Source organism: Chryseobacterium lineare, from assembly GCF_977014045.1.
Genome location: NZ_CDRNIQ010000001.1, coordinates 2,359,600 through 2,382,205, shown reverse-complemented (window position 1 = coordinate 2,382,205; position 22,606 = coordinate 2,359,600). Strand labels below are relative to the sequence as shown.

The 22,606-nt window shown below is 38.6% G+C and carries 19 protein-coding genes; 7 read left to right on the top strand and 12 right to left on the bottom strand.

Annotated elements, in window-relative coordinates; translation table 11 throughout:
• Nucleotides 1-14: 14 nt before the first annotated feature.
• Nucleotides 15-263, top strand: coding sequence for a NifU family protein (locus ACWNCI_RS10485; RefSeq protein ID WP_066439129.1), 249 nt, complete (start codon nt 15-17; stop codon nt 261-263).
• Nucleotides 264-868: 605 nt separating this feature from the next.
• Nucleotides 869-1,483 carry a response regulator transcription factor gene (locus tag ACWNCI_RS10480; RefSeq protein WP_346984367.1) on the top strand — a complete coding sequence of 205 codons (615 nt, stop codon included), beginning with the start codon at nt 869-871 and terminating at the stop codon, nt 1,481-1,483.
• A 151-nt stretch (nt 1,484-1,634) separates the two neighbouring features.
• Here the strand turns inward: ACWNCI_RS10480 and ACWNCI_RS10475 are convergent, their stop codons facing one another.
• The 5 genes from ACWNCI_RS10475 to ppk1 form a co-directional block, all read right to left on the bottom strand.
• The gene (locus ACWNCI_RS10475) at nt 1,635-4,676 is read right to left on the bottom strand and encodes a choice-of-anchor I family protein (RefSeq protein ID WP_449388264.1); all 3,042 of its coding nucleotides are present in this window, start codon (nt 4,674-4,676) and stop codon (nt 1,635-1,637) included.
• Nucleotides 4,677-4,864: 188 nt separating this feature from the next.
• Nucleotides 4,865-5,017 (bottom strand): hypothetical protein, encoded by a 153-nt coding sequence (locus ACWNCI_RS10470; protein ID WP_346984369.1) that lies wholly within the window; start codon nt 5,015-5,017, stop codon nt 4,865-4,867.
• The gene (locus tag ACWNCI_RS10465) at nt 5,014-5,667 is read right to left on the bottom strand and encodes an NAD-dependent epimerase/dehydratase family protein (RefSeq protein ID WP_449388263.1); all 654 of its coding nucleotides are present in this window, start codon (nt 5,665-5,667) and stop codon (nt 5,014-5,016) included. The genes ACWNCI_RS10470 and ACWNCI_RS10465 overlap by 4 nt, the downstream gene beginning before the upstream one ends.
• A 494-nt stretch (nt 5,668-6,161) precedes the next feature.
• A complete protein-coding gene (locus ACWNCI_RS10460; protein ID WP_449388262.1) occupies nt 6,162-7,046 on the bottom strand; it encodes a Ppx/GppA phosphatase family protein in 885 nt (294 codons plus the stop codon).
• The gene (gene ppk1, locus ACWNCI_RS10455; RefSeq protein ID WP_346984372.1) at nt 7,043-9,115 is read right to left on the bottom strand and encodes a polyphosphate kinase 1; all 2,073 of its coding nucleotides are present in this window, start codon (nt 9,113-9,115) and stop codon (nt 7,043-7,045) included. Before ppk1 ends, ACWNCI_RS10460 begins: the two co-directional genes overlap by 4 nt.
• 401 nt (nt 9,116-9,516) lie before the next feature.
• On the opposite strand from ppk1, the gene dnaK reads away from it, so the two are divergent.
• Nucleotides 9,517-11,412 (top strand): molecular chaperone DnaK, encoded by a 1,896-nt coding sequence (dnaK, locus tag ACWNCI_RS10450; RefSeq protein WP_449388261.1) that lies wholly within the window; start codon nt 9,517-9,519, stop codon nt 11,410-11,412.
• A 94-nt stretch (nt 11,413-11,506) separates the two neighbouring features.
• On the opposite strand, the gene ACWNCI_RS10445 is transcribed toward dnaK, so the two are convergent.
• From ACWNCI_RS10445 to ACWNCI_RS10415, 7 genes are all read right to left on the bottom strand, one after another.
• On the bottom strand, nt 11,507-12,589 hold the full coding sequence (locus tag ACWNCI_RS10445; protein WP_449388260.1) for an alpha/beta hydrolase: 1,083 nt from the start codon (nt 12,587-12,589) through the stop codon (nt 11,507-11,509).
• Nucleotides 12,586-12,972, bottom strand: coding sequence for a hypothetical protein (locus ACWNCI_RS10440; RefSeq protein ID WP_449388259.1), 387 nt, complete (start codon nt 12,970-12,972; stop codon nt 12,586-12,588). Before ACWNCI_RS10440 ends, ACWNCI_RS10445 begins: the two co-directional genes overlap by 4 nt.
• A gap of 100 nt (nt 12,973-13,072) precedes the next feature.
• The gene (locus ACWNCI_RS10435) at nt 13,073-13,852 is read right to left on the bottom strand and encodes a LytR/AlgR family response regulator transcription factor (RefSeq protein WP_449388258.1); all 780 of its coding nucleotides are present in this window, start codon (nt 13,850-13,852) and stop codon (nt 13,073-13,075) included.
• The gene (locus ACWNCI_RS10430) at nt 13,849-14,868 is read right to left on the bottom strand and encodes a sensor histidine kinase (RefSeq protein WP_449388257.1); all 1,020 of its coding nucleotides are present in this window, start codon (nt 14,866-14,868) and stop codon (nt 13,849-13,851) included. Before ACWNCI_RS10430 ends, ACWNCI_RS10435 begins: the two co-directional genes overlap by 4 nt.
• A 129-nt stretch (nt 14,869-14,997) precedes the next feature.
• Nucleotides 14,998-15,903, bottom strand: coding sequence for a helix-turn-helix domain-containing protein (locus ACWNCI_RS10425; protein ID WP_449388256.1), 906 nt, complete (start codon nt 15,901-15,903; stop codon nt 14,998-15,000).
• Nucleotides 15,904-15,982: 79 nt separating this feature from the next.
• Nucleotides 15,983-16,249 carry a hypothetical protein gene (locus tag ACWNCI_RS10420; protein WP_449388255.1) on the bottom strand — a complete coding sequence of 89 codons (267 nt, stop codon included), beginning with the start codon at nt 16,247-16,249 and terminating at the stop codon, nt 15,983-15,985.
• Nucleotides 16,246-16,674, bottom strand: a complete 429-nt coding sequence (locus tag ACWNCI_RS10415; protein ID WP_449388254.1) for a hypothetical protein — start codon at nt 16,672-16,674, stop codon at nt 16,246-16,248. The genes ACWNCI_RS10420 and ACWNCI_RS10415 overlap by 4 nt, the downstream gene beginning before the upstream one ends.
• A 494-nt stretch (nt 16,675-17,168) precedes the next feature.
• Between ACWNCI_RS10415 and ACWNCI_RS10410 the strand changes: the two genes are divergently transcribed.
• The 4 genes from ACWNCI_RS10410 (at nt 17,169) to ACWNCI_RS10395 (ending at nt 22,596) form a co-directional block, all read left to right on the top strand.
• Entirely contained in the window at nt 17,169-17,708 is a 540-nt protein-coding gene (locus ACWNCI_RS10410) for a hypothetical protein (RefSeq protein ID WP_449388253.1), read from the top strand.
• 624 nt (nt 17,709-18,332) lie between these two features.
• On the top strand, nt 18,333-19,865 hold the full coding sequence (locus ACWNCI_RS10405; RefSeq protein WP_449388252.1) for a hypothetical protein: 1,533 nt from the start codon (nt 18,333-18,335) through the stop codon (nt 19,863-19,865).
• Between the two features lie 114 nt (nt 19,866-19,979).
• Nucleotides 19,980-20,714, top strand: coding sequence for a DNA-binding domain-containing protein (locus tag ACWNCI_RS10400; RefSeq protein ID WP_449388251.1), 735 nt, complete (start codon nt 19,980-19,982; stop codon nt 20,712-20,714).
• An 841-nt stretch (nt 20,715-21,555) separates the two neighbouring features.
• Complete coding sequence (locus ACWNCI_RS10395) at nt 21,556-22,596, top strand: efflux RND transporter periplasmic adaptor subunit (RefSeq protein ID WP_449388250.1); 1,041 nt, start codon at nt 21,556-21,558, stop codon at nt 22,594-22,596.
• Nucleotides 22,597-22,606: the final 10 nt, after the last annotated feature.

The window sequence follows — 22,606 nt, the reverse complement described above, 5'->3', positions numbered from 1 at the left end:
GAACTGAAAAAAATATGGAAACAAATATAACACACGAAGATACAGTAACAAGGGTATTGGAAGCTCTGGAAAGCATCCGCCCGTTTCTTAATAAGGACGGCGGCGATATTGAGCTTATTGATGTGAAGGATAACCTGGTTTATGTAAAGCTTTTAGGCAACTGTTCCGGATGTTCATTAAATTTTTCAACCCTGAAGCTTGGCGTTGAAAATACCATTAAGCAACATGCTCCGGAAATTGAAAAAGTAATAAGCGTAGAGTAAGAATTTAAAAATATATTCTTAGGACAGATCCGGCCGGGTCTGTCTTTTTTTTCTAAATTCAAAAAAAAAAACTGATATTAATCAGTAAACAATATAATATCTATCGGAAAAATAATTAATTTTTTTCACGAGTTTAGAAACATGTTATTTCAAAGGATGGGATTTGAACCTTAGTTATTGGCTTTTAATAATTTTTAAGGGTTTAGGAGAGTGAAAATTATTGTAAATGTCTGTATTTAAGAAATGTTAAAGATAATTATGAAAATTTTATAGTAATAATTCTACTCCGTTGTGAATATTATATGTGTTATTTTTGTAAAAAAATATTTACGGTGCTATATGGGGATGTGTGCTTGTAATATACTTTTTTATTCATACGCTTTAGAGGATTAATAATTTTTAACAGTTGGGTAAAGATTATTTCAATTATTTGAATTCCGGAAATTCCGGGATAGTAGAATTGTGTGTTAAAACGTCCTTAAATAGAGGGAAAAAGGTATATTATGATGCTGTGTAATTGGTCTGTAACTTGTATTGAAAATATAAAAAAAATGAGACAAACTTTTTTCCATTCTTCCGGGAAATTTATTTAAAAAACTAACTCTATGAAAAATATACTCATTGCTGACGGTCATTATGTTGTAAGGACAGGTACGGCTCTGGTGCTAAAATCAAAACTTCAATATCCTTGTAATATAGATTTTGCAGAAACCTATTCTGAAACAAAAGAAATGGTCTCCGAAAATACGTATGATCTGTTGATAATTGATATCGATATACCGGGCAGTATCTTTAAAGCAATGGTAAAAGATCTGAAGAAAAAGCAAAAGCAACTCAAAATCCTGTTTTTTTCTACCTATGATGAAAACGTAGGGATACAATACATTGAAGAAGGCGCATCCGGATATCTCAGTAAAGGGGCTTCAGAGGCCGAAATTCTTACGGCTGTAGCCAGTATGTTTGAAGAAGGATATTATTACACCCTCAATATGATGAAAAAGCTGGTGACCCATTCTACAGACAGCCATTCTGTAGAGCGGCTTTCAAAAAGGGAACTGGAGATTTTCAAACTTCTGGCACAGGGAAACGGGAATATTGAAATTTCCAATATCCTGAATCTTAAAATGTCTACCATAAGTACATACAAAAAGAAAATATTCGAAAAGCTGCAGGTGAAAAATGTGGTGGATCTGGTGAGAATTTATGATGATATGCATTAAAGTATAAATCCGGTGAATTTTTTCCGCCGGATTTTTTATAACATTTTATTTTATTGCTTCAATACCGTTGAGCCAAACAAAGTTTCTTTGGAATAGCTTATACGAAAAGCCCCGACAAGCGGGACTCATTTTAATCAACTAATAATATATTCTATTTTACAATCACTCTTTTTATGTGTCCTTCTGATGTTTTTATGAGATAAACTCCTGTAGAAAGTTTGGAAGAATCAATCGTTAGAGCATTCTTTTCTTTCATAATAAGTTTTCCTGACATATCATACAATTCATAATCCTGTACTCTGTTAAAGTATAATGTATTGCCTTTCGTAACCGGATTCGGGAATACATTAAATGTTGCTTTTTCAGATTTTACTTCACCTGTTGCAAGATTACCTGCACCACCAACTTCGTACATCGATAATGTTCCGCTGATTTCATTGGCAATGATCACATAGCCTTTTCCGGTGGTCGTATTTTCCGGAGCAATATAGATGATTCCTTCCGGACCATTGTCACCGCCATAAGCTGATGTCATACGGGAATGTTTATAGTCCGTAAATGTAGGATTATTAGGATCTGAAATATTGTACACCATTACGCCTCCCGTCCTTTCCAGGGTGATGAAAGCATACGTCTGTCCATTAATATTGCCCAAGGCAACGCCTTCAGGCTCAGGTCCTTTAGCGCGGCTTCTGCTCTTTACCGTATTGGATTCATTATCTGCATTAAAAATCAACGGATGATTGGCGGCAATATATCTTTCAAACTGGTCGCCGCTGTCATAAACAATCTGTTGAGTATCTGCATTGAAAATTGAAAAAGAACGGGCACCTAGTGCAGCTATTTCTTCAAAGTCTCCATCGCTGTCTGTATTTCCGGTAGCATTGGAAACCCTGAATCTCCCAAGATTGTAGGAAGCTTTTAAAACAGACGACTGCGGGAATAATGAAGCATCCAGTGTGTAATTATTGGCTCCCACTGTCGTTCTTTCGCTGAATCCTGAAAGATCTTTTTCATCACCCTCGTTGGCCGTTATAATATAATGTGTATTTCCTACTTTGTAATTCTGAACCGCATCCGGAGTGTAATAAGTTTTTACCGGCCAGTTGGCAATTAAAATTTCATTATTATTATCGGAAGCATCGAAGCCGTTTCCGGGAATGCTCATGTCTTTTTTACCTAGTCCCCAGATTCCTGTAATCGTTTTAGTGGCTAGATTTACTTCTGCCACAGCATTATTTTCCTGAAGTGTCACCCATGCTTTCTGGCTATCGGAACTTATCGTAATGTATTCAGGTTCAAGATCCTGGGAAAGTGTGTTGTTGGTTCTTACTTTTCTTAGACCTGTTGCTGTTAAAGCTGCCCCCTGTGAATCGAAGGCATTAAAATTAAGTGTTGTTACATTACTTTGGGTAAGGTTGGCAACTCCTCCGGAAATATCAATGATACTTATTGTTCCTTCCGGATCTACCGTGTAGGCATCATTCGGCTCTCCTTCATTGGCGGTCATTACTTTTGTACCATCCGGAGAAAAAGTGATCATATCTGGTAATGCACCTACTGTTACCTGTTTAAGGAAATTACCGTTAATGTCAAAGAAAACGACGGAGCCATTCTGCTGTGGATTGGCATTAGGTGACGCGGCAGCAATGATCCCGTTCTTTACGGCAATGCTGGTAATACCACCATATGGAGCCATGTTAATGGTATTAATTACCGATGGCAGGTTTGGATTGCTGAAATTAATAATATCAAAAACATCAGTGATTGAGCTTATGGTAAATAACCTTTGTGTTGCAGGATCATGAACTACAATTTCCGTAGAGCTGTTGTTATTTCCTGACGGATCAAAGCTTCCGATATAATTTAATGCTATCTGATGGGAAGGAGCCGGCGCCGGCTTATCATTGTCAATAATATAAACGGTAGCATTAGGATCTCCGGAAATAGTTGCACCCACCGGATTTTCAAGGCTTACAACGAAATATTCTGCCTGTTGTTCTTCTAAATTATCATCGATGATGGGAATATTTACGGTATAACTTGTCGTGGAAGGAGTAAGCGTAATGGTTTGATTGGCTAAAGTAAAATCATTACTGCCCGCCGTACCGAAAGGAGCCGGTTTTACCACAAGATTCACGGTAGCATTTGAAGGGTTGGTAATATTTAATTTAAATACTAAAGTTCCTGAGTTTTCATCGACTTTAATAAAATTTTTATCTAAAGAAACGGATGCTCCTGCTGTTGTAAATGTTGTGGCTGTTACCGCTGTTACCGCATTGTCACTTGTATCCTCAACAGTATTGGGTTTTAGCGCCAGATAATACGTCTGATTGGAAACTAAAACTGTTGTTGGAATTATGGTAATCTTATTATTTGAAAAAGTAGTGGTGAAAGGTATCTGAGTTCCTGAAGCATTTCCCAAACGGAAGTCAACAAGATCTTGTGCATTTGAATCACTGATCGTAGTATTGTCGATTAATCTTACATTTTCATTAAATGAAATGGTAGGATTTATAGTAGGTAAAACATTATTCGCATTATTTGACGGAAGATAAGTGACAGTTGGCGGTGTTGTGTCTGCTCCGTTTATTGTGGTCGCATCTACTGTAAAATTGTCAAAGCGGTTATTTCCTCCCGTTCCTCCTCCGGTAGCGGAAAATTCAACTTTAAGCTTGAAATTGGGATTGTTCGCCACACCTGCTACTCCGGAAAGATCCAATGTAATCAATTGCGGATTGGCATCCTGCGGCGATACGGTCTGATATGTTTGAAAATTGGTTCCATCCGTAGAATAAGACCATGTCTGTGTTCCTGCTCCTGAACCTGATCTTCTTGTCGTAAACTTTACAACAACATTTTGATAACCTGTAGTGGGAAGATTAAACTGCAGATTTCCGTTGATAGGGAAGTTGTATCTTAAATGAGTTCCTGCAGCATCTCCATTTCTGGCATTGAGGTTTTCATTGCTGAAGTTTTGCCCTGTACCACCTGCGAAATCTATTTCCGTTGTTCCGTTGATGACAGCAGTCATTGATCCTCCGGTTAGACTTAATGTTGGAGTGGCAATGGCCGCAGTTGATGTATTGTTGTTAAAATTCCAGTAGTGGATAAGTGATGTCTGCCCGAAAACCGCTCCCTGAAGGAAAAATGCGGCTATCACAGAACCTTTTAAAAAGTAATGATTGATCATTTTTGCTGATATTAAATTTATGCAAAAATGAAACTTATCCTTTTTAAATATTTTAAGGTAATTTTAATAAATGATTAATAAATAGGTTATTATTACTCTGATGAAATGAAACCGCAAACTATGGATCGTTATCAGACTTCTCTACAAACGATTTGAAATTCAGTAAATATTAATTTTTTCTACTGTTTCTATTTTGACAGCTGATTGGAAAAATTCAGATTTTTCCCTGTTGCTTTTCTGCCGTCAAGGGGATGTTTCTGCATGTAGAAAAATCCTGAAATAGCAGTCAGAACCAATAAAATAAAAGCAACCAGAAAAATTCTTTTTAACATTTCTTTCATATCGCCAGATTTTTAATGTCCTTGATTTCTAATGTTGAGGTGGGATATCCTTTTTTTACCGCGTTGATCATTGCTCTGCCCACTCCCTGTAAAGTTAATGATTTTGATGGTAATATAACAGGAAAAAACCAAATAAAAGGTTTAAAAAACCATTTTACATTTTTCTGACCCTCAACAGGTTTCATGAATCCGGGACGGAAATTATATGTATCCCGGAATCCCAACTTCTTTAAGGCATTTTCCGTCTTTCCTTTTACTCTTGCCCACATTATTTTTCCGCTTTCTGTTTTGTCGGTATACACACCGGAAACATAATTAAAAACCATACCTGGGTTTTTACTGAGAACGGCTTTGGCAAAATGAATAGTAGTATCATAAGTAATTTTGGTGTACTCTTCTTCGTTCATTCCTATACTGCTGATACCGGCGCAGAAAAAGACCGCGTCGTATCCTCTGAAGTTTTCATCATTAAGATCAATTGCAAGAAAGTCAGGAACCATATATTCCTTCAGTTTTGCGTGCTTTATTTCACATGATTTTCGGCTGACACTTAAAATTTCAGAAACATTGGGATTCTCCAGGCATTCCATCAGAACGCCTTCGCCTACCATTCCCGTAGCACCGGTCAGGATTACTTTAATTGAATTCATTTTATTTGCTTTCTATTGCTGACGTTTTTAGTCGGCTTTTACTTTATATACGGCAAAAATTTTAAGTTTTTAGTTAAAGATCAATGTGTACCTGTGTTGAGTTTTTTAAGTAACCTCAAGTTTATTTTGAAGCTTTTTGACTCCGTAGAATTGTATTTTTTTGGAGCAATTTGATTACATCGAAAGCAATATATATTTTTTATTTGAAGCTTTTTCCCGCTTTCGCTACTCGCTATTTTTTGATTTAGTTGCGGCGGCGAAGCCGCCGCAACTAAATCAAAAAATGAGCTCAGACATGCCGCTCAATCGGGGCTAGGGGTTTTGTCTGCCTTTTACCATTTCACCATTAAAACAATAGTTACTACATCTGAAATCCGTTTAACAGAATTAGAAATTTTATTAAAAATTGACTTATTTCGATAGGCGCTCGTCATGACAATTAAAAATAAAACCGATCAAATTGACCGGCTTTTAGATTAATTTATATATTAAAATTACTTTTTATCGTGCAGTTTACTGTAAATGTTATGAATCAATCCATCGGCAACGGATATTTTCGGAACAAAAATCCTGCTGATTTCCGACCACGACATTACGTTGTTGAAAATTTTCAGAGCATGAACCAAAACATCTGCCCTGTCTTCACGGAGGTTGTATTTCGTCATTCTTTCATCAACCGTTAAATCATCAAATTCCTTGTAAACTTTCTTCAGGTGTGACAATGACATTGGTCTACCGTCTTTGGTCTTGCTCATTGAGAATACTTTATTGATATTCCCCCCCGATCCAATGGCAACGATCGGCTTTTTACTGTTGATATTTTTCCTGATTTCTTCCTTCATATCTTTCCAGTTGTCGGGTGTTACCAGATTATTCAACAGGCGGATCGTTCCGATATTGAAAGATTTTTCATAAAGCATTTTGCCATTTTCATAAAAGGTAAGCTCTGTAGAACCTCCACCGACATCGATATACAGATAGGCAAATTCCTTATCAAGGGCTTCTGCTATATGATTTTCAAAAACCAGGGAAGCTTCTTCATCTCCGGAAATAATCTCAATATCGATTCCTGATATTTTTTTTACTTCCTCAATAATATCTTTACCGTTGGCAGCATCACGCATAGCGCTTGTTGCGCACGCTCTGTAATGCTCAACTTTGTACATTTTCATCAGATCGCTGAAAATCTTCATAGAATCGATCACCATTCTTTCCCGCTCTTCACCGATTTTACCAAGGGTAAAAACATCCATTCCCAATCGTAGAGGGATTCTTAACAGATTAAGCTTAATGAATTCCGGTTGTTTATTGTTGATTTTTACTTCATTAATCAGCAGTCTGGCCGCATTACTTCCTATATCTATGGCTGCAATCTTCATTTTTTGTTCGTTTTGGCATGTAAATATCGATAGGTTTCGAGCTGAGAACGGCATTCTTCTTTATTATTATGAATATACTCGTTGCTCAATTTTTTGTCTAAAATACGAGCTTTTACATTATCTTTCAACTGTATATCAAGAATATCTTTCAGTTCTTTCTTCAGGTTCTTATCGGTGATTCTGGCGGCAGCTTCAATTCTGTAATCCAGGTTTCTTGTCATCCAGTCTGCGGAAGAGATGTACATATCTTCGGCTCCTTTGTTGTAGAAATACATTACTCTGGCATGTTCAAGGTATTCATCAACAATACTTATTGCTTTTATTTTTTCTTTAAATTCTTTCTGGTTCACCGCACAGTAAATTCCCCGCACGATCATTCTGATGATAACTCCGGCCTGGGCTGCTTCATATAATTTTTCAATCAGTAATCTGTCGCTTACAGAATTTGCCTTAATAATCATTTCAGCATGTCTTCCTGCTTTGGCTTCATCAATTTCTTTATCGATGTGATAAACAATTTTTTCACGCATGAATTGCGGACAAACCAAAAGATTTTTGCAGGTTTTCAATACAGGCAAATAATCATCTTTCGGCTTTTTAAGAACACTGAAAACCTTATTGATATCTGCCATTATTCCGCGATCTGCCGTCATCAGCAAGTGATCTCCGTAAATTCTTGCCGTTTTTTCATTAAAATTTCCGGTGCTTACAAATCCGTATTGAATGGTTTTATTGTGAGATCTTTTCTTGATCACACACAGCTTGGCATGCACTTTCCTATTCGGAAGCCCTATTAAAACCGTGATTCCTTCCGGTTCCAGCATTTCTTTCCATTCAAGATTGGATTCTTCATCGAATCTTGCCTGAAGCTCAAGCATTACCGTAACTTCCTTACCGTTTCTCGCCGCATAGATCAATGCATTAATGATTTTTGAGCTGCTCGCAAGACGATATGCCGTGATCTGAATAGACTTTACATCCGGATCCATCGCTGCTTCACGCAGAAGATCAATAACGGGATTATATTTGTGATAAGGAAATGACAAAAGTACGTCCTGTTTTAAAATAACATCTGTTATCCTTTCTGTATTTTCAAAAGCGGGATGTGTAAAAGAGGTTCTTTCTGCGGGCTTTTCATATTTTTCAAAAACATCCGGAAAATCCATGAAATGTTTGAAATTATGAATTTTTCCTCCCGGAATAATGCTGTCTTTTTTACTTAAATTTAATTTCCGGATAAGCATTTCCAGTAAGGCCTTATCCATATCTTTATCAAAAACGAAACGCGTTGGCTTTCCTTTTCTTCGGTTTTTTAAACCTTTTTCTATCTTTTCTGCAAAATTCGTTCGGATGTCGTTATCCAGATCCAGTTCAGCATCTTTAGTTACTTTAAAAGCATTGGCGGAAAACTCATCATACCCGAAATAAGAAAAGATATGCGGTAAATTGAAGGTAATCACATCTTCCAGAAGCATCACATTCTTTTCCTGTGGATCGTCGGTAGGAAGTAATACAAATCTTCCCACAAAACGCGACGGAATTTCAATAATCGCATAATTGCTGGAATACTGCCAGTCTTTTTTTCTCATAGCCACGCCCAGATAGAGACTTTTGTCTCTCATATAAGGCATTGGCGTATTTTCGTGAAGCAGAATAGGAATCACATTAGATTCTACCACTTCATCAAAATATCTTCTCACAAAATCTTTCTGCTGCGCCGTTAAATTTTTTGAGGTTTTAATAAAAACATGATGATCAGCCATTTCGCCCTGAATTTTCCTCCAAGTTTTATCGAAATTCTGCTGATGCCTGATCACGATATCATTAATTTTCTGAAGTATCTTTGAAGGAGGCTGGTAAAAAGATTCGGCAATTACTTTTTCCTTAAAATCCATCGCGCGCTTTAATCCGGCAACACGCACCCTGAAAAACTCATCCAGATTGTTAGAAAAAATTCCTAAAAACCGGATTCTTAAATGTAACGGGACGTTCTCGTCCATTGCTTCCTGAAGCACCCTTTCGTTGAAGGCAAGCCAGGTAATATCTCTCGGATTAAAATGTAATGACATTCGCTAGTTTATAATTTATCAAAAATAATGATTCAGCTCTTTTTAAAGGGCCTTTTCAACGTTAAGCTTTAATTAAATTTAAGAACCAGAGCGCTGAAATTTGTTTTTTGTAAGTGACTAAAGTTATTAAAAATCTGCTACAATATAAACAGCATCCATAAAAAAATCCCACCATTCTATCAATAATAAATACGTGACATCCTTTGACATTGTTTATTGACATTACCATTTTCTGACATCCATTTATCAATATCGAATGCCTTTATTACACGATCATAGGGCTGTTTTTTCTTCCTGCTTCATTTGTATGTGTCAATTTGTCACAAAATATCCAATGGTATAAATATTGAGAAATAGAGAAATGTAAACTAAACTTAAAAATTAGAAAAAATAAAAATATTATGAGTAAAATAATCGGAATTGACTTAGGTACAACCAACTCTTGTGTTGCTGTAATGGAGGGAAAAGACCCTGTTGTTATTCCTAACGCAGAAGGAAAAAGAACAACTCCTTCTATTGTAGCATTTACAGAAGATGGTGAAAGAAAAGTGGGGGATCCTGCAAAAAGGCAGGCCGTTACTAACCCTACAAAAACGGTTTACTCTATCAAAAGATTTATCGGAACACATTTTAAAGATGACGCTTCTGAAATCTCAAGAGTACCTTATAAAGTAGTAAGCGGACCAAACGATACGGTAAAGGTAAAAATCGACGACAGAGAATATACGCCACAGGAAATTTCAGCAATGACACTTCAAAAAATGAAGAAGACCGCTGAAGATTATCTTGGCCAGGAAGTGACAAGAGCGGTAATTACTGTTCCTGCTTACTTTAACGATGCACAAAGACAGGCTACTAAAGAAGCGGGTGAGATCGCAGGTCTTAAAGTAGAAAGAATCATCAACGAGCCTACTGCTGCTGCATTGGCTTACGGTCTTGATAAAAACCATAAAGATCAGAAAATCGCTGTGTATGACCTTGGGGGTGGTACTTTCGATATCTCTATCCTTGATTTGGGAGACGGTGTATTTGAAGTATTGTCTACAAACGGTGATACGCACTTAGGTGGTGATGACTTTGATGATGTAATTATCAACTGGATGGCTGATGAATTCAAAGCTGAAGAAGGTGTTGACTTAAAATCTGATGCTATCGCATTACAAAGATTGAAAGAAGCTGCTGAAAAAGCAAAAATCGAATTGTCTTCTTCTCCTCAAACGGAAATCAACCTTCCATATATCACCGCTACGGCTACAGGTCCTAAGCACTTGGTTAAGAGCTTAACGAAAGCTAAATTTGAGCAGTTATCTGCAGATTTGGTAAGAAGATCTATGGAGCCGGTTGCTAAAGCGCTAAAAGATGCTGGTTTATCTACATCGGATATCGACGAAGTAATCCTGGTAGGTGGTTCTACAAGAATCCCGATCATTCAGGAAGAAGTAGAAAAATTCTTCGGTAAAAAACCATCTAAAGGAGTTAACCCGGATGAAGTTGTAGCGATTGGTGCTGCTATCCAGGGAGGTGTATTGACAGGTGATGTAAAAGACGTTCTTCTATTAGACGTTACGCCACTTTCTTTAGGTATCGAAACAATGGGTTCTGTTTTCACTAAATTAATTGAAGCAAACACGACGATCCCAACTAAAAAATCTGAGGTATTCTCTACAGCTTCTGACAACCAGCCGGCTGTAAGCATCAGAGTAGGACAGGGTGAGAGACCAATGTTCAACGATAACAAAGAGATCGGTAGATTCGACCTTACAGATATTCCGCCAGCGCCAAGAGGAGTTCCTCAAATTGAAGTTACATTCGATATCGATGCAAACGGTATCCTAAGCGTTTCTGCTAAAGATAAAGGAACCGGTAAAGAGCAGTCGATTAAAATTCAGGCATCTTCAGGTCTTTCTGACGAAGAAATCGAAAGAATGAAGAAAGAAGCTCAGGAAAATGCTTCTGCCGATGCTAAGAAAAAAGAAGAAGTTGAGATCTTCAACAAAGCTGACGGATTGATCTTCCAGACTGAAAAGCAATTGAAAGAGTTTGGTGAGAAATTATCAGCAGACAAAAAAGCAGCAATTGAAGCCGCTCACGGAGAATTGAAAACAGCTTTCGAAGCTAAAAATGCAGATGATGTAAAAGTTAAAACAGAAGCTTTAGACGCAGCATGGATGGCCGCTTCAGAAGAATTGTACGCTGCAGGTCAACAGCCTGGTGCTGATGCAGGAACTCAAAATGCCGGAGGTAACAATGCCGGAGCTGATGATGTACAGGATGCAGACTTCGAAGAAGTAAAATAATTATTGAGTAAACAATAATAAATAATTAAAACCCGCTCTAAACGAAAGTTTAGAGCGGGTTTTTAGTTTAAGAAAAGCTGGTTTTAAATTTCTTTTAATTGCAGTAAGCAGTTCGTGGGTTGGTACTGCTGCCACAACGAAACTCATATTTAATTTGCAGATATTTAGGAGTCGGATTATCCGTAACTTCAAGGGGAGCCATGGCTTGCCCATTGGAAGAAGGCATGGTAATTTGTGCTGCTGAGCCGTTACCCAAAGCTACATTTTTAGCACTGGCATTTCCGTTAAAGCTATAGTCCATCATGGCATCCAAAAGGCGGTAGACTCCATAATAATCTAATGCATCAAAAACCTGACGGGAACTGGGCATCACATGATCCGTTACATAATTGTATCCGTCAACAGTCGATGATTTAAAATAAATAAAATCTTTTTCACTGTTAGGAATATTGATATTCTTAAAAATATCGATGGCCATACGGTGATCATTCATATCATCTTCATCATACACCTGGGTGATCATTTTTGTATTGGCCGGAAAATTCTGCAATTGCTGTTGGGTTGTTAGCGGGCTATTCCAGTTAAAAGAATACCAGGGTGCCATAGTAAACAAAAAACGTGCATTTTGCCCCCATCCTTTTTCCGTAAATGCTTTGTAAGCAAGATCAATGCTTGCGCCACCCCCAAAAGAGTGTCCCATGAAACCTACTTTTAGAGTATCGATAATGTTCGGATAATCGGCAGCAGCCTTTACAAAACCTTGCCAGAGAGTCTGGTAACGATGATCTATACTTACATCAATCGTGCGGTAAGGTACAAATACCACCACGTAACCTTTCTTTGCAATAAAGTTGTACAATTCTATATTGTAAGATTTGTCCTCACCACCGTAGGGATGTGAAAAGAATATGGTAGGTCTGGGGGAAGTGATCCCCTGCGGATAGAAAATCGAAACCTGAGTGCCTTCATACTGCGGATTGTCAAAATTAATTTCCGCCACTTCATAACTGCCATCTGAGCCATATCCGGAAGTCGGTTTCTGTATAGGTCCCCGAAGGCTGATGACGGAGTTAGTTTGCAATAGAGCTTCACCATTATCAGTATTATCGGTATTCTGAGAGCATGCTGAAGCGGTAATGAATATCATGATTACCCATGGATATAATAATTTTTTCATTTTCTTTTGTTTTTAAAGTTTTGTACTAATTGATCTTTTATTTCCTGATATTTTTTATACTGTTCTTCATTCAGAACTTTACTCAGAACGGAGGATTTTTCCTTCTGTAAAGCTTTCAGCTTTTTGAATTTAGCCAGCTTGCCATCATTGCTTTGCAGAATAGGATCATTTTTCCTGGCATATTCGAGGTTAAGATCATATACCTGCTGGATTTGGGTGGAATTTAAAGCCAGTTTCGTTTTCATCCATTCGGTCTGCATCTTTGCCCGTTGTTCGGGAGTGCTGTCCTTCAGACTTTTCGACTGCGCCGCCAGGGGCGTAAATGCCATACACGTAACAGCTGTTACGATAAGACAAATTTGTTTTCTTGTTTTTAGAATCATCTCGGAAGTTTTAGTTTTTTAATAGAACAAATGTAGCAATAGCGATAGATTCCGTTACAATAAAAAACGGTGAACCGCCTAAATCAAGTGGTGAAATTGATTATTGATCCAGCCATTTTCTAAACGCCATTGCTTTTGCCTTGCTCACTATGATCTGCTCCTGTGGTGATGGATAAATTTTGATTAAAAGCCTGCCGTTGAAAAAATATTCCACGGTATCTATGGTATTCCGGTTAATAATAAACTGACGGTTTGCCCTGAAAAATAGTTCCGGGTCCAGATCTCGTTCCAGTTGTTCCAGGGTAAATTCTACGGTATATTTTTGTCCGGTCGTCGTGTGGGCATATACAATTTCGTTGGCCGTATAAAACCAACTGATTTTTGCGGCTTCTACCGGGATCAGTCTTCCGCAATAGTGGATCAGGAAAGATTTTTTATAACGCTTCGTTACAGACTCAAGCTGTTGCAGTAAAGCTTCAGTTTTAGTCTGTTCCATTTTAATGCCGGTAGCGATCAGTGTATTATATTTCCGGAGAGTTCTCTGTATTTCTTCCTTGTCAAACGGTTTTAAAACATAATCAATACCATTATTCCGAAAGGCTTCTATCGCATAATCATTATACGCCGTAACAAAAATAATGGGTTTTCTAATTTCTAGCTGCTTAAAAATTTCAAATGACAGCCCATCCGACAATCTTATATCAGAAAATATCAGATCATAATCACTATTGTTACCGTTGAACCAATCTACAGATTCTGTGATGCTTTGTAACGTTACGATAACCTCAATACCGGGATTAATTTCTTTCAGGATATATTCAAGATTTCTTGCGGTTGCCGCTTCGTCTTCTATCAGTATGATGCGGAGATTCTGGGTCATAATAGCGGGAGTTTTACCATGAAATATTCTGCAGTTTGATGAATTTCTATCTCATGCAGTGTTTGTAGCCTGTATCTTTCATTCAGGTTGGTAAGGCCAAGTCCGGTGCTTTCTGCTTCACTGGCGACGGGCTGAAGAGTATTCCGGACAACGAGCCAGCCATTTTCTCCGTAAATATCAACGATTAAAGGATGTAAAACTGTAGCCATATTATGTTTAACCGCATTTTCCACCAATGGCTGCAGTGATAAATGAAGCATTTTTTTATCTAAAATATCCCGGCTTATATTAATTTGAATCTGAAAAGTATTTTCCAGCCGCATTTTCACCAGATGAATGTAAGATTCCAGATGCTGAAGTTCGGTATCCATCGTTACCATATCGTTCCCTGAATGCATCAGCGTATATCTGAAAACTTTAGACAGATGCAGAATATAGTTTTGTGCAAGATGCTGATCTTCCCTTACAATAGCGGAAAGACTGCTGAGCGTATTGAAGAGAAAATGTGGATTAAGCTGTTCCTGGAGGAGTTTCAGCTGAGCCTGAAGATAAGCGGTATGCAGTTGTTCATTGATGAGATCTTTATTTTTGCTCTCACGCATCAGAAGAATAAGGCGAATGACCACGGCAACCATGACACTGCTGAGTAAAAACCGGGCAAAATATCCCTTAACTCTCACTCTTGGAAGATGCAAAGCTCCAAAAAGCAGGGAGTGAAGGAAGCTTCCCAGAATAATAGCGGCCACTACCAACAAAGCGTTGAAGGTATAGAGCTTCAGCCACTGCTGTTTTTCCCTGTATCTGCTAAAGAGCTTTCCTTCTGAAAGATTAAGATGCAGCAAAGTCATGCAGAATACCATATTGTACAGAAACTGGAAAGCATATTCCCAGATATTGAACTGCCAGTAACGAGCAATAATTCCATCAGTATTAAGCGCCATCAGCTTCGCTGAATTAGCTACCAGAGTGATCAGTAATGCACTGTAAATATATATTTTTCTCTCGTTCTTAATCATTGATACAAAGAACGCAAAATATTAAATTCGATGAATAAATAAAACGCCGAAACTGGAAAACTAAAGGATGAAACGGCTACTTTTTAAGGCAGTAATATGAATTTTAAATATCTGATGAAAAATAAATTCTCACTTATTCTTCGCCCTAAACATTTTAGGAGACATTTTCATTTTCTTTTTAAAGAATTTGCCAAAGAAAGACTGGTCGCTGAAATTAAGCTTTTCTGCAATCTGTGTGATCGAAAGGTTAGAATTCAGAAGCAGATCACGAGCCTCAATAATAACCGAATTGGTAATAATCGTACGGGTAGATTCCCCGGAAGCTTCCTTCACGATACGCGTGAGGTAGCTTGGGGTTACAAAAAGTTTCTCAGCATAGAACTCCACTGCTCTCTCTTTTTTGGAATGTTCAGAAAGCAGAACAAGAAACTGATTGATCATATCCTTTTTTCTTGATGTTTTAGGATCGATCATTCTTGCATCGCTATAGCGGTATAATACCATCAGCTCCAGAAGTAATGCGTTGAAATAATGGTTGATGATGTCTTTTGAATAGTAATTATTCTGTTCGTCTGCCATACTGATTTTATCGATCAGGAATTTCAGAGTTTCCCTTTCATCGATGCCGGGATGCAGGATAGGAGTGGTTCTTTCAGAAAAGAATACGATCTCATTGATATAATGCATGTGACGGATATTTTTTTGTATGAAAGAATCGTTGAAAACAATACCCTTTGCCCTGGCGTAGGAACCTTTGTTGGCCGGATGAATAATTGAATTGGGGGTGATAATAACAATATCATCTTTTTTGATGTATATTTCTTCAAGATTAATCTGTATATTTCCTCCCCCTTCCGTGATCAGCATAATGGCGCAATTATCTGTTCTGAAGGGATAGGCATAAGAATTTTCATCAAGATCATGAGATTCCCTGATGATAAAGAAATCACTGTTGGTTTTTGGGGAATCCCCGTTTTTATCAATGATCTTAAAAAGATCGTGTATGTTATGGAAAACAATATCTTTATGAGCCATACAACAATTTGATATGAACGTTAGTAAAGTTAATAAATAAGCCGCAACCCTGAAACAAATTCAGATAGGTGTCGATGAATTATCTGGATACAATCCGGCTCGGATGTTCAGTCCCTGCTTGTGAAATATAGCGTTCTACAATAGAAAATTCTGTTTTATACAGTTCAAATACCGGCTTAAGCTCATTTTCGGAAAATAAAGTTTCAGAAGATACGCTTAAAAGTCTGAAGCTGCTGTCCAGATATTCGCATTGGCAGTTGGGAATGGTTTCCAGGATATCTTCCCTAAGCCAGAAAGCATCTATAATTTTTCTGAATTTTGTTTTAAAAAGCACATTGTTTTTCATACCTGTTTTTTTATCTGTTCAATGATTATGGTAAGATCTTCCGGAGTATCGCTCACTATTCTTTTTACCACCAATACATTCCATAGCCAACCCAGAAACCCCGAAACAGAAGTAATAATCGTCACTTTCAATCCTTCCTTTGTATCTTCCATTACATATTTTCTGTACAGTCTGGCTCCCGCAAGCCGGATTCGGAATGTGAAACGCTCGTAAGGCCTGAATTCCTCCACAACACCTTTTGCTGTTATAAAAAAACTGCGGTGTTTCACTTTAAATAAGCCTACTTGTCCGGCTTTATTTTCAATACATTCTGAATGTTCAATGTTGAAATCCCATTCACTCCAGTGGTCAATATCTGTGATCATTTCCCAAACCTCTTTTTTATCAATCAGCTTACTGGTTGCAGATATGGCCCGGCTCTTCATGCATTACCTTTCATATTGGTTAATAATGCAAATTTCTGTAGTGAAATGTTAATAAAAAAGGTCTGAATTCGGTGTAAACTGGTCAGAATCTGAACAAGGCGCCTTGTATTAGTTTAGGTTCCTGAGATCAGAGAGAATGTTTTAATTAAGGTATCTTAACATTACAGAACTCTTTTAGTACGAGCTTTTAGCAGTGTAGATTCCTTTATTGATGCACTTTCCTGAGGGACGGTAGAACATCACAAAAAAAGTAGTCTAGGTTAGACTACTTTTTTCAGCTACAAATGTAAACAAATTCTCTTTACCTCCAAACACTAAGATATTGTTTTCTAATTTCTTGCTTTTTTGTATCATAAATCTGTTCGTTACAAATTCTTGGAGCAAAACAACCGGAATTTCGCACCGTTTTTCATCTGTTTTTTACGACGTTTTATATTGGTCAGTTTGTTATGTGAAAAAGTAGTCTAACCTAGACTACTTTTTTACACAAAATAATGAAACTACAAATGATCCCCTCTAAAACCCTCTCCCTCAAACGCTTTCGCGTGGTGTTGCTGTGCTTTTTTGTGGTCATAGTTTCATCATTGTTGAGCGCTCAAACTTTTGTATCCTCCGATTCTGTAGTCTTTGTATCCAAAGACTCCTATTTATATGCAGAATCTCCAATATATATTTCCGGTCAGAACTTAAGAAACGATTCTTTTAAAAAGTGGTCCAAAACTGTTATTAAAAGGTCCTCTTCAAGAAGTTCCAATCCGAGGTCAATAAGTAATCCAACGGATAATTTGTTTTATAAAAGCTGTCCAACAGGCAAACACAGTCTTGGACTGTTTTCTAATTCATCTTCAATAGCTTTTATCGGAAGCTCTTTTCCGGTAAAGCTTCATCAGAAATTAATACAATCTTTTTTTCTTCTATTTACAAGCGCAAGAAGGGATGAGAAAAAACATGTTCATATCACTTCTCATACTTTTCAGCTTAAACCTATTACGATCAATCATTTCGGTCGTCCTCCGCCTGTGCTTCAATCATAAGGCACAAGAGTTTTTTAACACATCAGTCACATAAGATATATGGTTACAACTTTGAAAACAAAAAGAACACATAAGTTTTGAAAATCTTTGATTTTCCTGCGCAGCAAATGGTCATTCACTATCCACTCTGTTTGTCATCCCGTAGGGATCTCAGCAAAGAAAATCACATAACATCTGTGAAATTCGTGTTCAACCATTAGTGCCATTCGTGTTTCGTCAATTCGAGTGTTTTTTCGTAACAAGGTGAAGAAAAAATGTATCGAGAATGAATTTATTCTCAAACTCACAAACTTCTTGATACGATTTCTTCAAAATCTACTCGAAGTGACGAGCCTGTCGAAGCTATTATTGAGTCGGAGGGTTTGAGAGTGGGAGGGTTTTAGGGTTGGAGGGGAATATGGGATGGTTTGAGAGGGGAAATAGTGGCTTCGAGTCACCTCAGCCACCAGGACTCTCCCACGCTCAAACTCTAAAACCCTCCGACACTAAAAACTCAGTGTAGCTCTTATAAGTGCAACGCCTTTGTGAAACTTAAAACACATCATAGATAAAAAAAATCTTAGTGCACTTAGTGTTCAAATAACAAAGACTAAAAAGTACAAACAACAAACATAAATACAAACAATGAAACATTTAATTACAACAGCTGTTCTGCTTTTCAGTACAACAGTATTCGCTCAAGTGGGGATCAATAACACTTCCCCAAAAGCAACCCTCGATATTACCGCCAAAACCAACGGAACCAAACCTGAAGGATTGATCATCCCGCAATTAACCGGCGACCAGATCCGTGCAGCCACTACAGCTACACCCACACCAGTGTATGGATCAAACCAGAAGGGACTCATCATTTATGCAACCGTCGCAGATTCAGCTCCCGCTGGGGCAACGGCCAATATTACCGCTCCGGGATACTACTATTTCGATGGCAGTATTTGGCAGAAGATCGTAACCGGCAATACTCCTAATCTTTATAATGCAGATGGAACATTAACAAGTACCAGAACGGTGAATACCGCAGGAAATTCATTGAAAATATCGGGGGGAGGATTATTGGTTGTTCAAACGGCTGATAACTCTGGAAAGATACGTCTAACACCTGCAGATACTTCCCACACAGGGTATATGGAAGTAATAAAGGGAGATAATACCCGCCTTGGTTATATAGGCTGGGATGATACCAACCTAAGCTATGTCTCTGAGAATGGTGCAAGTCACGTTTTTTCTGGTGGCAAAGTGGGGGTAGGTCTTATTCCCGAAGCGACATTAGACGTAGTAAGTGCCGGAACAGCATTTACAAAAAATGCGATATTATCAAGACCAGCATCGGGAATGGACTCTAGTTTTATACTCAAAACATCAACAGGAAATACAACAAGCAATCCTGGAGACATTACGAATACCTTCGGTCAGGCCTATGGTGCAAATGGTGCTTTATCAGAAGGATTTGAATTTATGAGAGGGACAGCCAATTCAGATGGCTCTTTAGCTATAAAAACTGCAGGGACTGAAAGGCTGCGTATTGACAGCAATGGAAATGTGGGAATTGGTACTGTAACACCTAATACAAAGTTAGATATAAGAACAAATCCAGGTAGCTCTTCTCCTGGAAATGGTGCTATTGCTATTGGAGAAACTACCCAATCTGCAGGCGCTGCCGGTCCAGGAGCAATAAGGTATTCAACCAACAGTGGAGGGTTAATTGAGTATAGTAATGGTTCTTCTTGGAATACATTGACAAGCACCGTTAAAAAATCATTGGTATATGGATATTTAACTACAGGACAAACTTTAAACAATGGAGGAGGAATATTTGCAGCTACTGAAAGCTTTGACCAAAATAACGACTTTGCTTCCAATACTTTTAATGTATCACGAAACGGCAATTACTCATTTAGCCTTTGTGGACTTACAACAAGCTCATTATGGAATCAAGGCGAAGAATTTTCTATCAGAGTTGCTAAAAATGGAATTGTACAGGTGGTCGGCTATTGGGCGGCCCCTACTTCTGCATCATATTATGGAGGAGCCTGTACAAGCGTTACATTATCAGCGGTTGCAGGAGATGCAATTAAGTTCATATATTATCTCGGAGCTTCTTCTTCAAAAACTATCCATACTGCAGACTTTAACAGGTTTTCTATACAAGAATTGTAAGACCGATGTCGCAGATTTGAAATCTGTGAGTTAATTAAGAAATCAATTCCAATCCTCACAGGTTTCCAAAAACCTGTGAGGATTTAATAACAACCATTTAAAAATAAACAAGCAATGGCAACAATTCTTCACAGAATCAAAGCGTATCTGTATGATAACGTTTTAACCAAAGACAATCCCAATGATTTCACCGCACGCACAGCAAGTGAACGAAGTCTTAATGTACAGCAGATCTGCCAGTCAGCAGCCAATCGTGGCGGGGCAGATATATCCGCTTCGGCGATGGAACATGCCACAGAGCTTTTCTTAAAAGAGATGGCGTATCAATTGTGTGATGGGTATTCCATCAATACCGGTTACTTCACGGCCAATACCACCATCCGAGGGGTATTCGACAGTCCGTCAGAGACATTTAACAAAGATAAGCACAGCATTATTTTCCAGTTCAACCAGGGAGAAAAGCTGAGGGCAGAGATTCCAAACATTGAAGTCGAAATCCTGGGTGTGGCAGAGGCTTCTGCCGCAATTTTACAGGTAACGGACGTGAAGAGCGGTTCAGTGAATGACCTTCTTACTCCGGGCAGAAACCTGAAAATTGTGGGCAGCAAGATTAAAGTCACCGGTGATAATGCTTCGGTAGGAGTCTATTTTGTAGATGCTATAACACAGGAAAGAACCAAAGTAGAGCAAAGTGATATCGTAACGAACAATCCTTCGGAGGTTATGGTGGTGATTCCTGAACTAGCAGCAGGAACTTATACTATTGAAGTGCTGACGCAGTATTCGGGCAGCCAATCTTTAAAAGAGCCACGTACTGCTACCCTGGATAAGCAACTGACGGTAGCGTAAGACCAAGGGGATTGCTTCGGTGCAAACAAGAGGATTGTGAGGGAGCTAGCAAGGGTCTTGCTACGAGGCTGGCAAGATGATTGCAAGGGAGCAAGCAATCACCTTGTTCTAAAAACAAACATAAAGATGGGTATTTTCATCAATGTGATACTCCGGTTTGGAAATCTTTCCCGGCCGGAGTTTTTTTGTGGGAGAGTTTTAGGGTTTTGGAGTATATGAATATGGAATTTTCTATGGAACGACGAAAGGTAGTCGACTGGCGGGGCCTTAGGCCACTCGAAGGCCCGCGTACACTGGAAGGACTGGTGGCTTCGAGTCGCCTCAGCCACCATTGGAATTGAAGACTTTTGGTATTCTCTGAGCACTTATATAAGTGGAACGGCTTTGTGAAACTTATGCGCCTCCTGTAAAAAGAAACCTTCGTGGGCTCCGTGTTCAAGGAATGGTGCGCATCACCTACGCTGCTATCATTTGCTGAGCGTTATAGTTTATGCTGAGCCTGTCGAAGTACCTTTGCGAACGGAAAATATATATGATTCTTTAAAATAAAACATTGCGAGCATGGTGTTTAATAACTACCCAGAGATTCTTCACTTCCCTTCGCTGTTCAGAATGTGTGGGAGGGAGTAGAGCGTGAAATTCCTGGTGGCTAAGGTAGCTCGAAGCCACCATTCTTTGATATTTATATTATTAAATACAAGCTGAATATATACTACAATAGCGTTTCGTTTTAGACCAAAATGAGCCAAAAACAGACCTTTTATTATGTTTTTCCTTCCCTCAAATTTGCATGGTGAACCAATTTACGATTGAATTCTCTTTAACGGTAAAAATTTATTTTATGATAGTCAAAAGAACGAAAAGTCTTTTTTTATTAGGAAGTCTGCTGCTTCTTTCAGCGTGTGGCGGAAAAGAACAGCCTGCAGTCAAGGCTGAGCCTGTAAAGGTTGGCGTGCAGAAAATAGAGATGGTTTCCCGCCCTGAAACATTTTCTTACAGTGGAAATATCCTGGCAGACAACAGTGTGAGTATTGGCTTTGGAGTTTCCGGGCGTGTGACTGCGGTATATGTTCAGGAAGGTCAGCGCGTATCCAAAGGTCAGCTTTTGGCGGCCATTGAAACAAGTACCTATCAGAATGCCCTGGCCGTTTCCGGCGCGGGAATGGAACAGGCCCAGGACAATTTCAACCGTCTCAACCAGCTTTATCTTAAAAAAAGTTTACCGGAAAGAGATTATATCGCCGCAAAAGTAGCGTTGGCACAATCTAAAGCCAATCGGGACATTGCTTTGAAAAACCTTAGAGATACCAGGCTTTACGCTTCATTTTCAGGTATTGTTTCCCAAAAACAAACCGAAGCCGGCGCCACAGCAGCACCCGGAGTTCCGGCATTTACGATTGTGAAAACGGATAAAGTGTATGCGGCTGCATCCATCACAGAAAACGAGATCAGTTCTCTTAAAATAGGAGATCCTGTAGAAGTTTCCATTCCAAGTCTCAACCGTACGATTCACGGGAATATCACGATCATCAATCCTCAGGCGGATGACAATTCCAGAACGTACACCGTCAAGATCCGTCTCGATAATCCGGGTGGGCAGATCCTGCCGGGGATGATTACGGATATCAACATCAATACCGGGAAAAGCAAAGATGCCATTATCCTCCCTGCTCAGGCCGTACTTAAAAGTCCTGATGGTTCAAGCTACGTTTATACCGTAAAATCTGCCAAGAATGGTGCTACCGCCTTTAAAAAGAGAGTGGAAATGCAGAATATGGCAGGTACCAGCGATGTCATCATCAAAAGCGGACTGGCTCCGGATGACCAGGTAGTCGTTTCCGGGCAGACACGTCTTGAAGATGGCAAACCGGTTAAGTTTTAATTCAAAAAGA

Coding starts and splice junctions, on each gene's coding strand:
- ACWNCI_RS10440 (WP_449388259.1), bottom strand. CDS start 12,972: ATGATTCTAAAAACAAGAAAACAAATTTGTCTTATCGTAACAGCTGTT.
- ACWNCI_RS10405 (WP_449388252.1), top strand. CDS start 18,333: ATGAAACATTTAATTACAACAGCTGTTCTGCTTTTCAGTACAACAGTA.
- ACWNCI_RS10415 (WP_449388254.1), bottom strand. CDS start 16,674: ATGAAGAGCCGGGCCATATCTGCAACCAGTAAGCTGATTGATAAAAAA.
- ACWNCI_RS10430 (WP_449388257.1), bottom strand. CDS start 14,868: ATGATTAAGAACGAGAGAAAAATATATATTTACAGTGCATTACTGATC.
- ACWNCI_RS10435 (WP_449388258.1), bottom strand. CDS start 13,852: ATGACCCAGAATCTCCGCATCATACTGATAGAAGACGAAGCGGCAACC.
- dnaK (WP_449388261.1), top strand. CDS start 9,517: ATGAGTAAAATAATCGGAATTGACTTAGGTACAACCAACTCTTGTGTT.
- ACWNCI_RS10400 (WP_449388251.1), top strand. CDS start 19,980: ATGGCAACAATTCTTCACAGAATCAAAGCGTATCTGTATGATAACGTT.
- ACWNCI_RS10465 (WP_449388263.1), bottom strand. CDS start 5,667: ATGAATTCAATTAAAGTAATCCTGACCGGTGCTACGGGAATGGTAGGC.
- ppk1 (WP_346984372.1), bottom strand. CDS start 9,115: ATGTCATTACATTTTAATCCGAGAGATATTACCTGGCTTGCCTTCAAC.
- ACWNCI_RS10425 (WP_449388256.1), bottom strand. CDS start 15,903: ATGGCTCATAAAGATATTGTTTTCCATAACATACACGATCTTTTTAAG.
- ACWNCI_RS10480 (WP_346984367.1), top strand. CDS start 869: ATGAAAAATATACTCATTGCTGACGGTCATTATGTTGTAAGGACAGGT.
- ACWNCI_RS10395 (WP_449388250.1), top strand. CDS start 21,556: ATGATAGTCAAAAGAACGAAAAGTCTTTTTTTATTAGGAAGTCTGCTG.
- ACWNCI_RS10420 (WP_449388255.1), bottom strand. CDS start 16,249: ATGAAAAACAATGTGCTTTTTAAAACAAAATTCAGAAAAATTATAGAT.
- ACWNCI_RS10475 (WP_449388264.1), bottom strand. CDS start 4,676: ATGATCAATCATTACTTTTTAAAAGGTTCTGTGATAGCCGCATTTTTC.
- ACWNCI_RS10485 (WP_066439129.1), top strand. CDS start 15: ATGGAAACAAATATAACACACGAAGATACAGTAACAAGGGTATTGGAA.
- ACWNCI_RS10470 (WP_346984369.1), bottom strand. CDS start 5,017: ATGAAAGAAATGTTAAAAAGAATTTTTCTGGTTGCTTTTATTTTATTG.
- ACWNCI_RS10445 (WP_449388260.1), bottom strand. CDS start 12,589: ATGAAAAAATTATTATATCCATGGGTAATCATGATATTCATTACCGCT.
- ACWNCI_RS10460 (WP_449388262.1), bottom strand. CDS start 7,046: ATGAAGATTGCAGCCATAGATATAGGAAGTAATGCGGCCAGACTGCTG.
- ACWNCI_RS10410 (WP_449388253.1), top strand. CDS start 17,169: ATGAAACTACAAATGATCCCCTCTAAAACCCTCTCCCTCAAACGCTTT.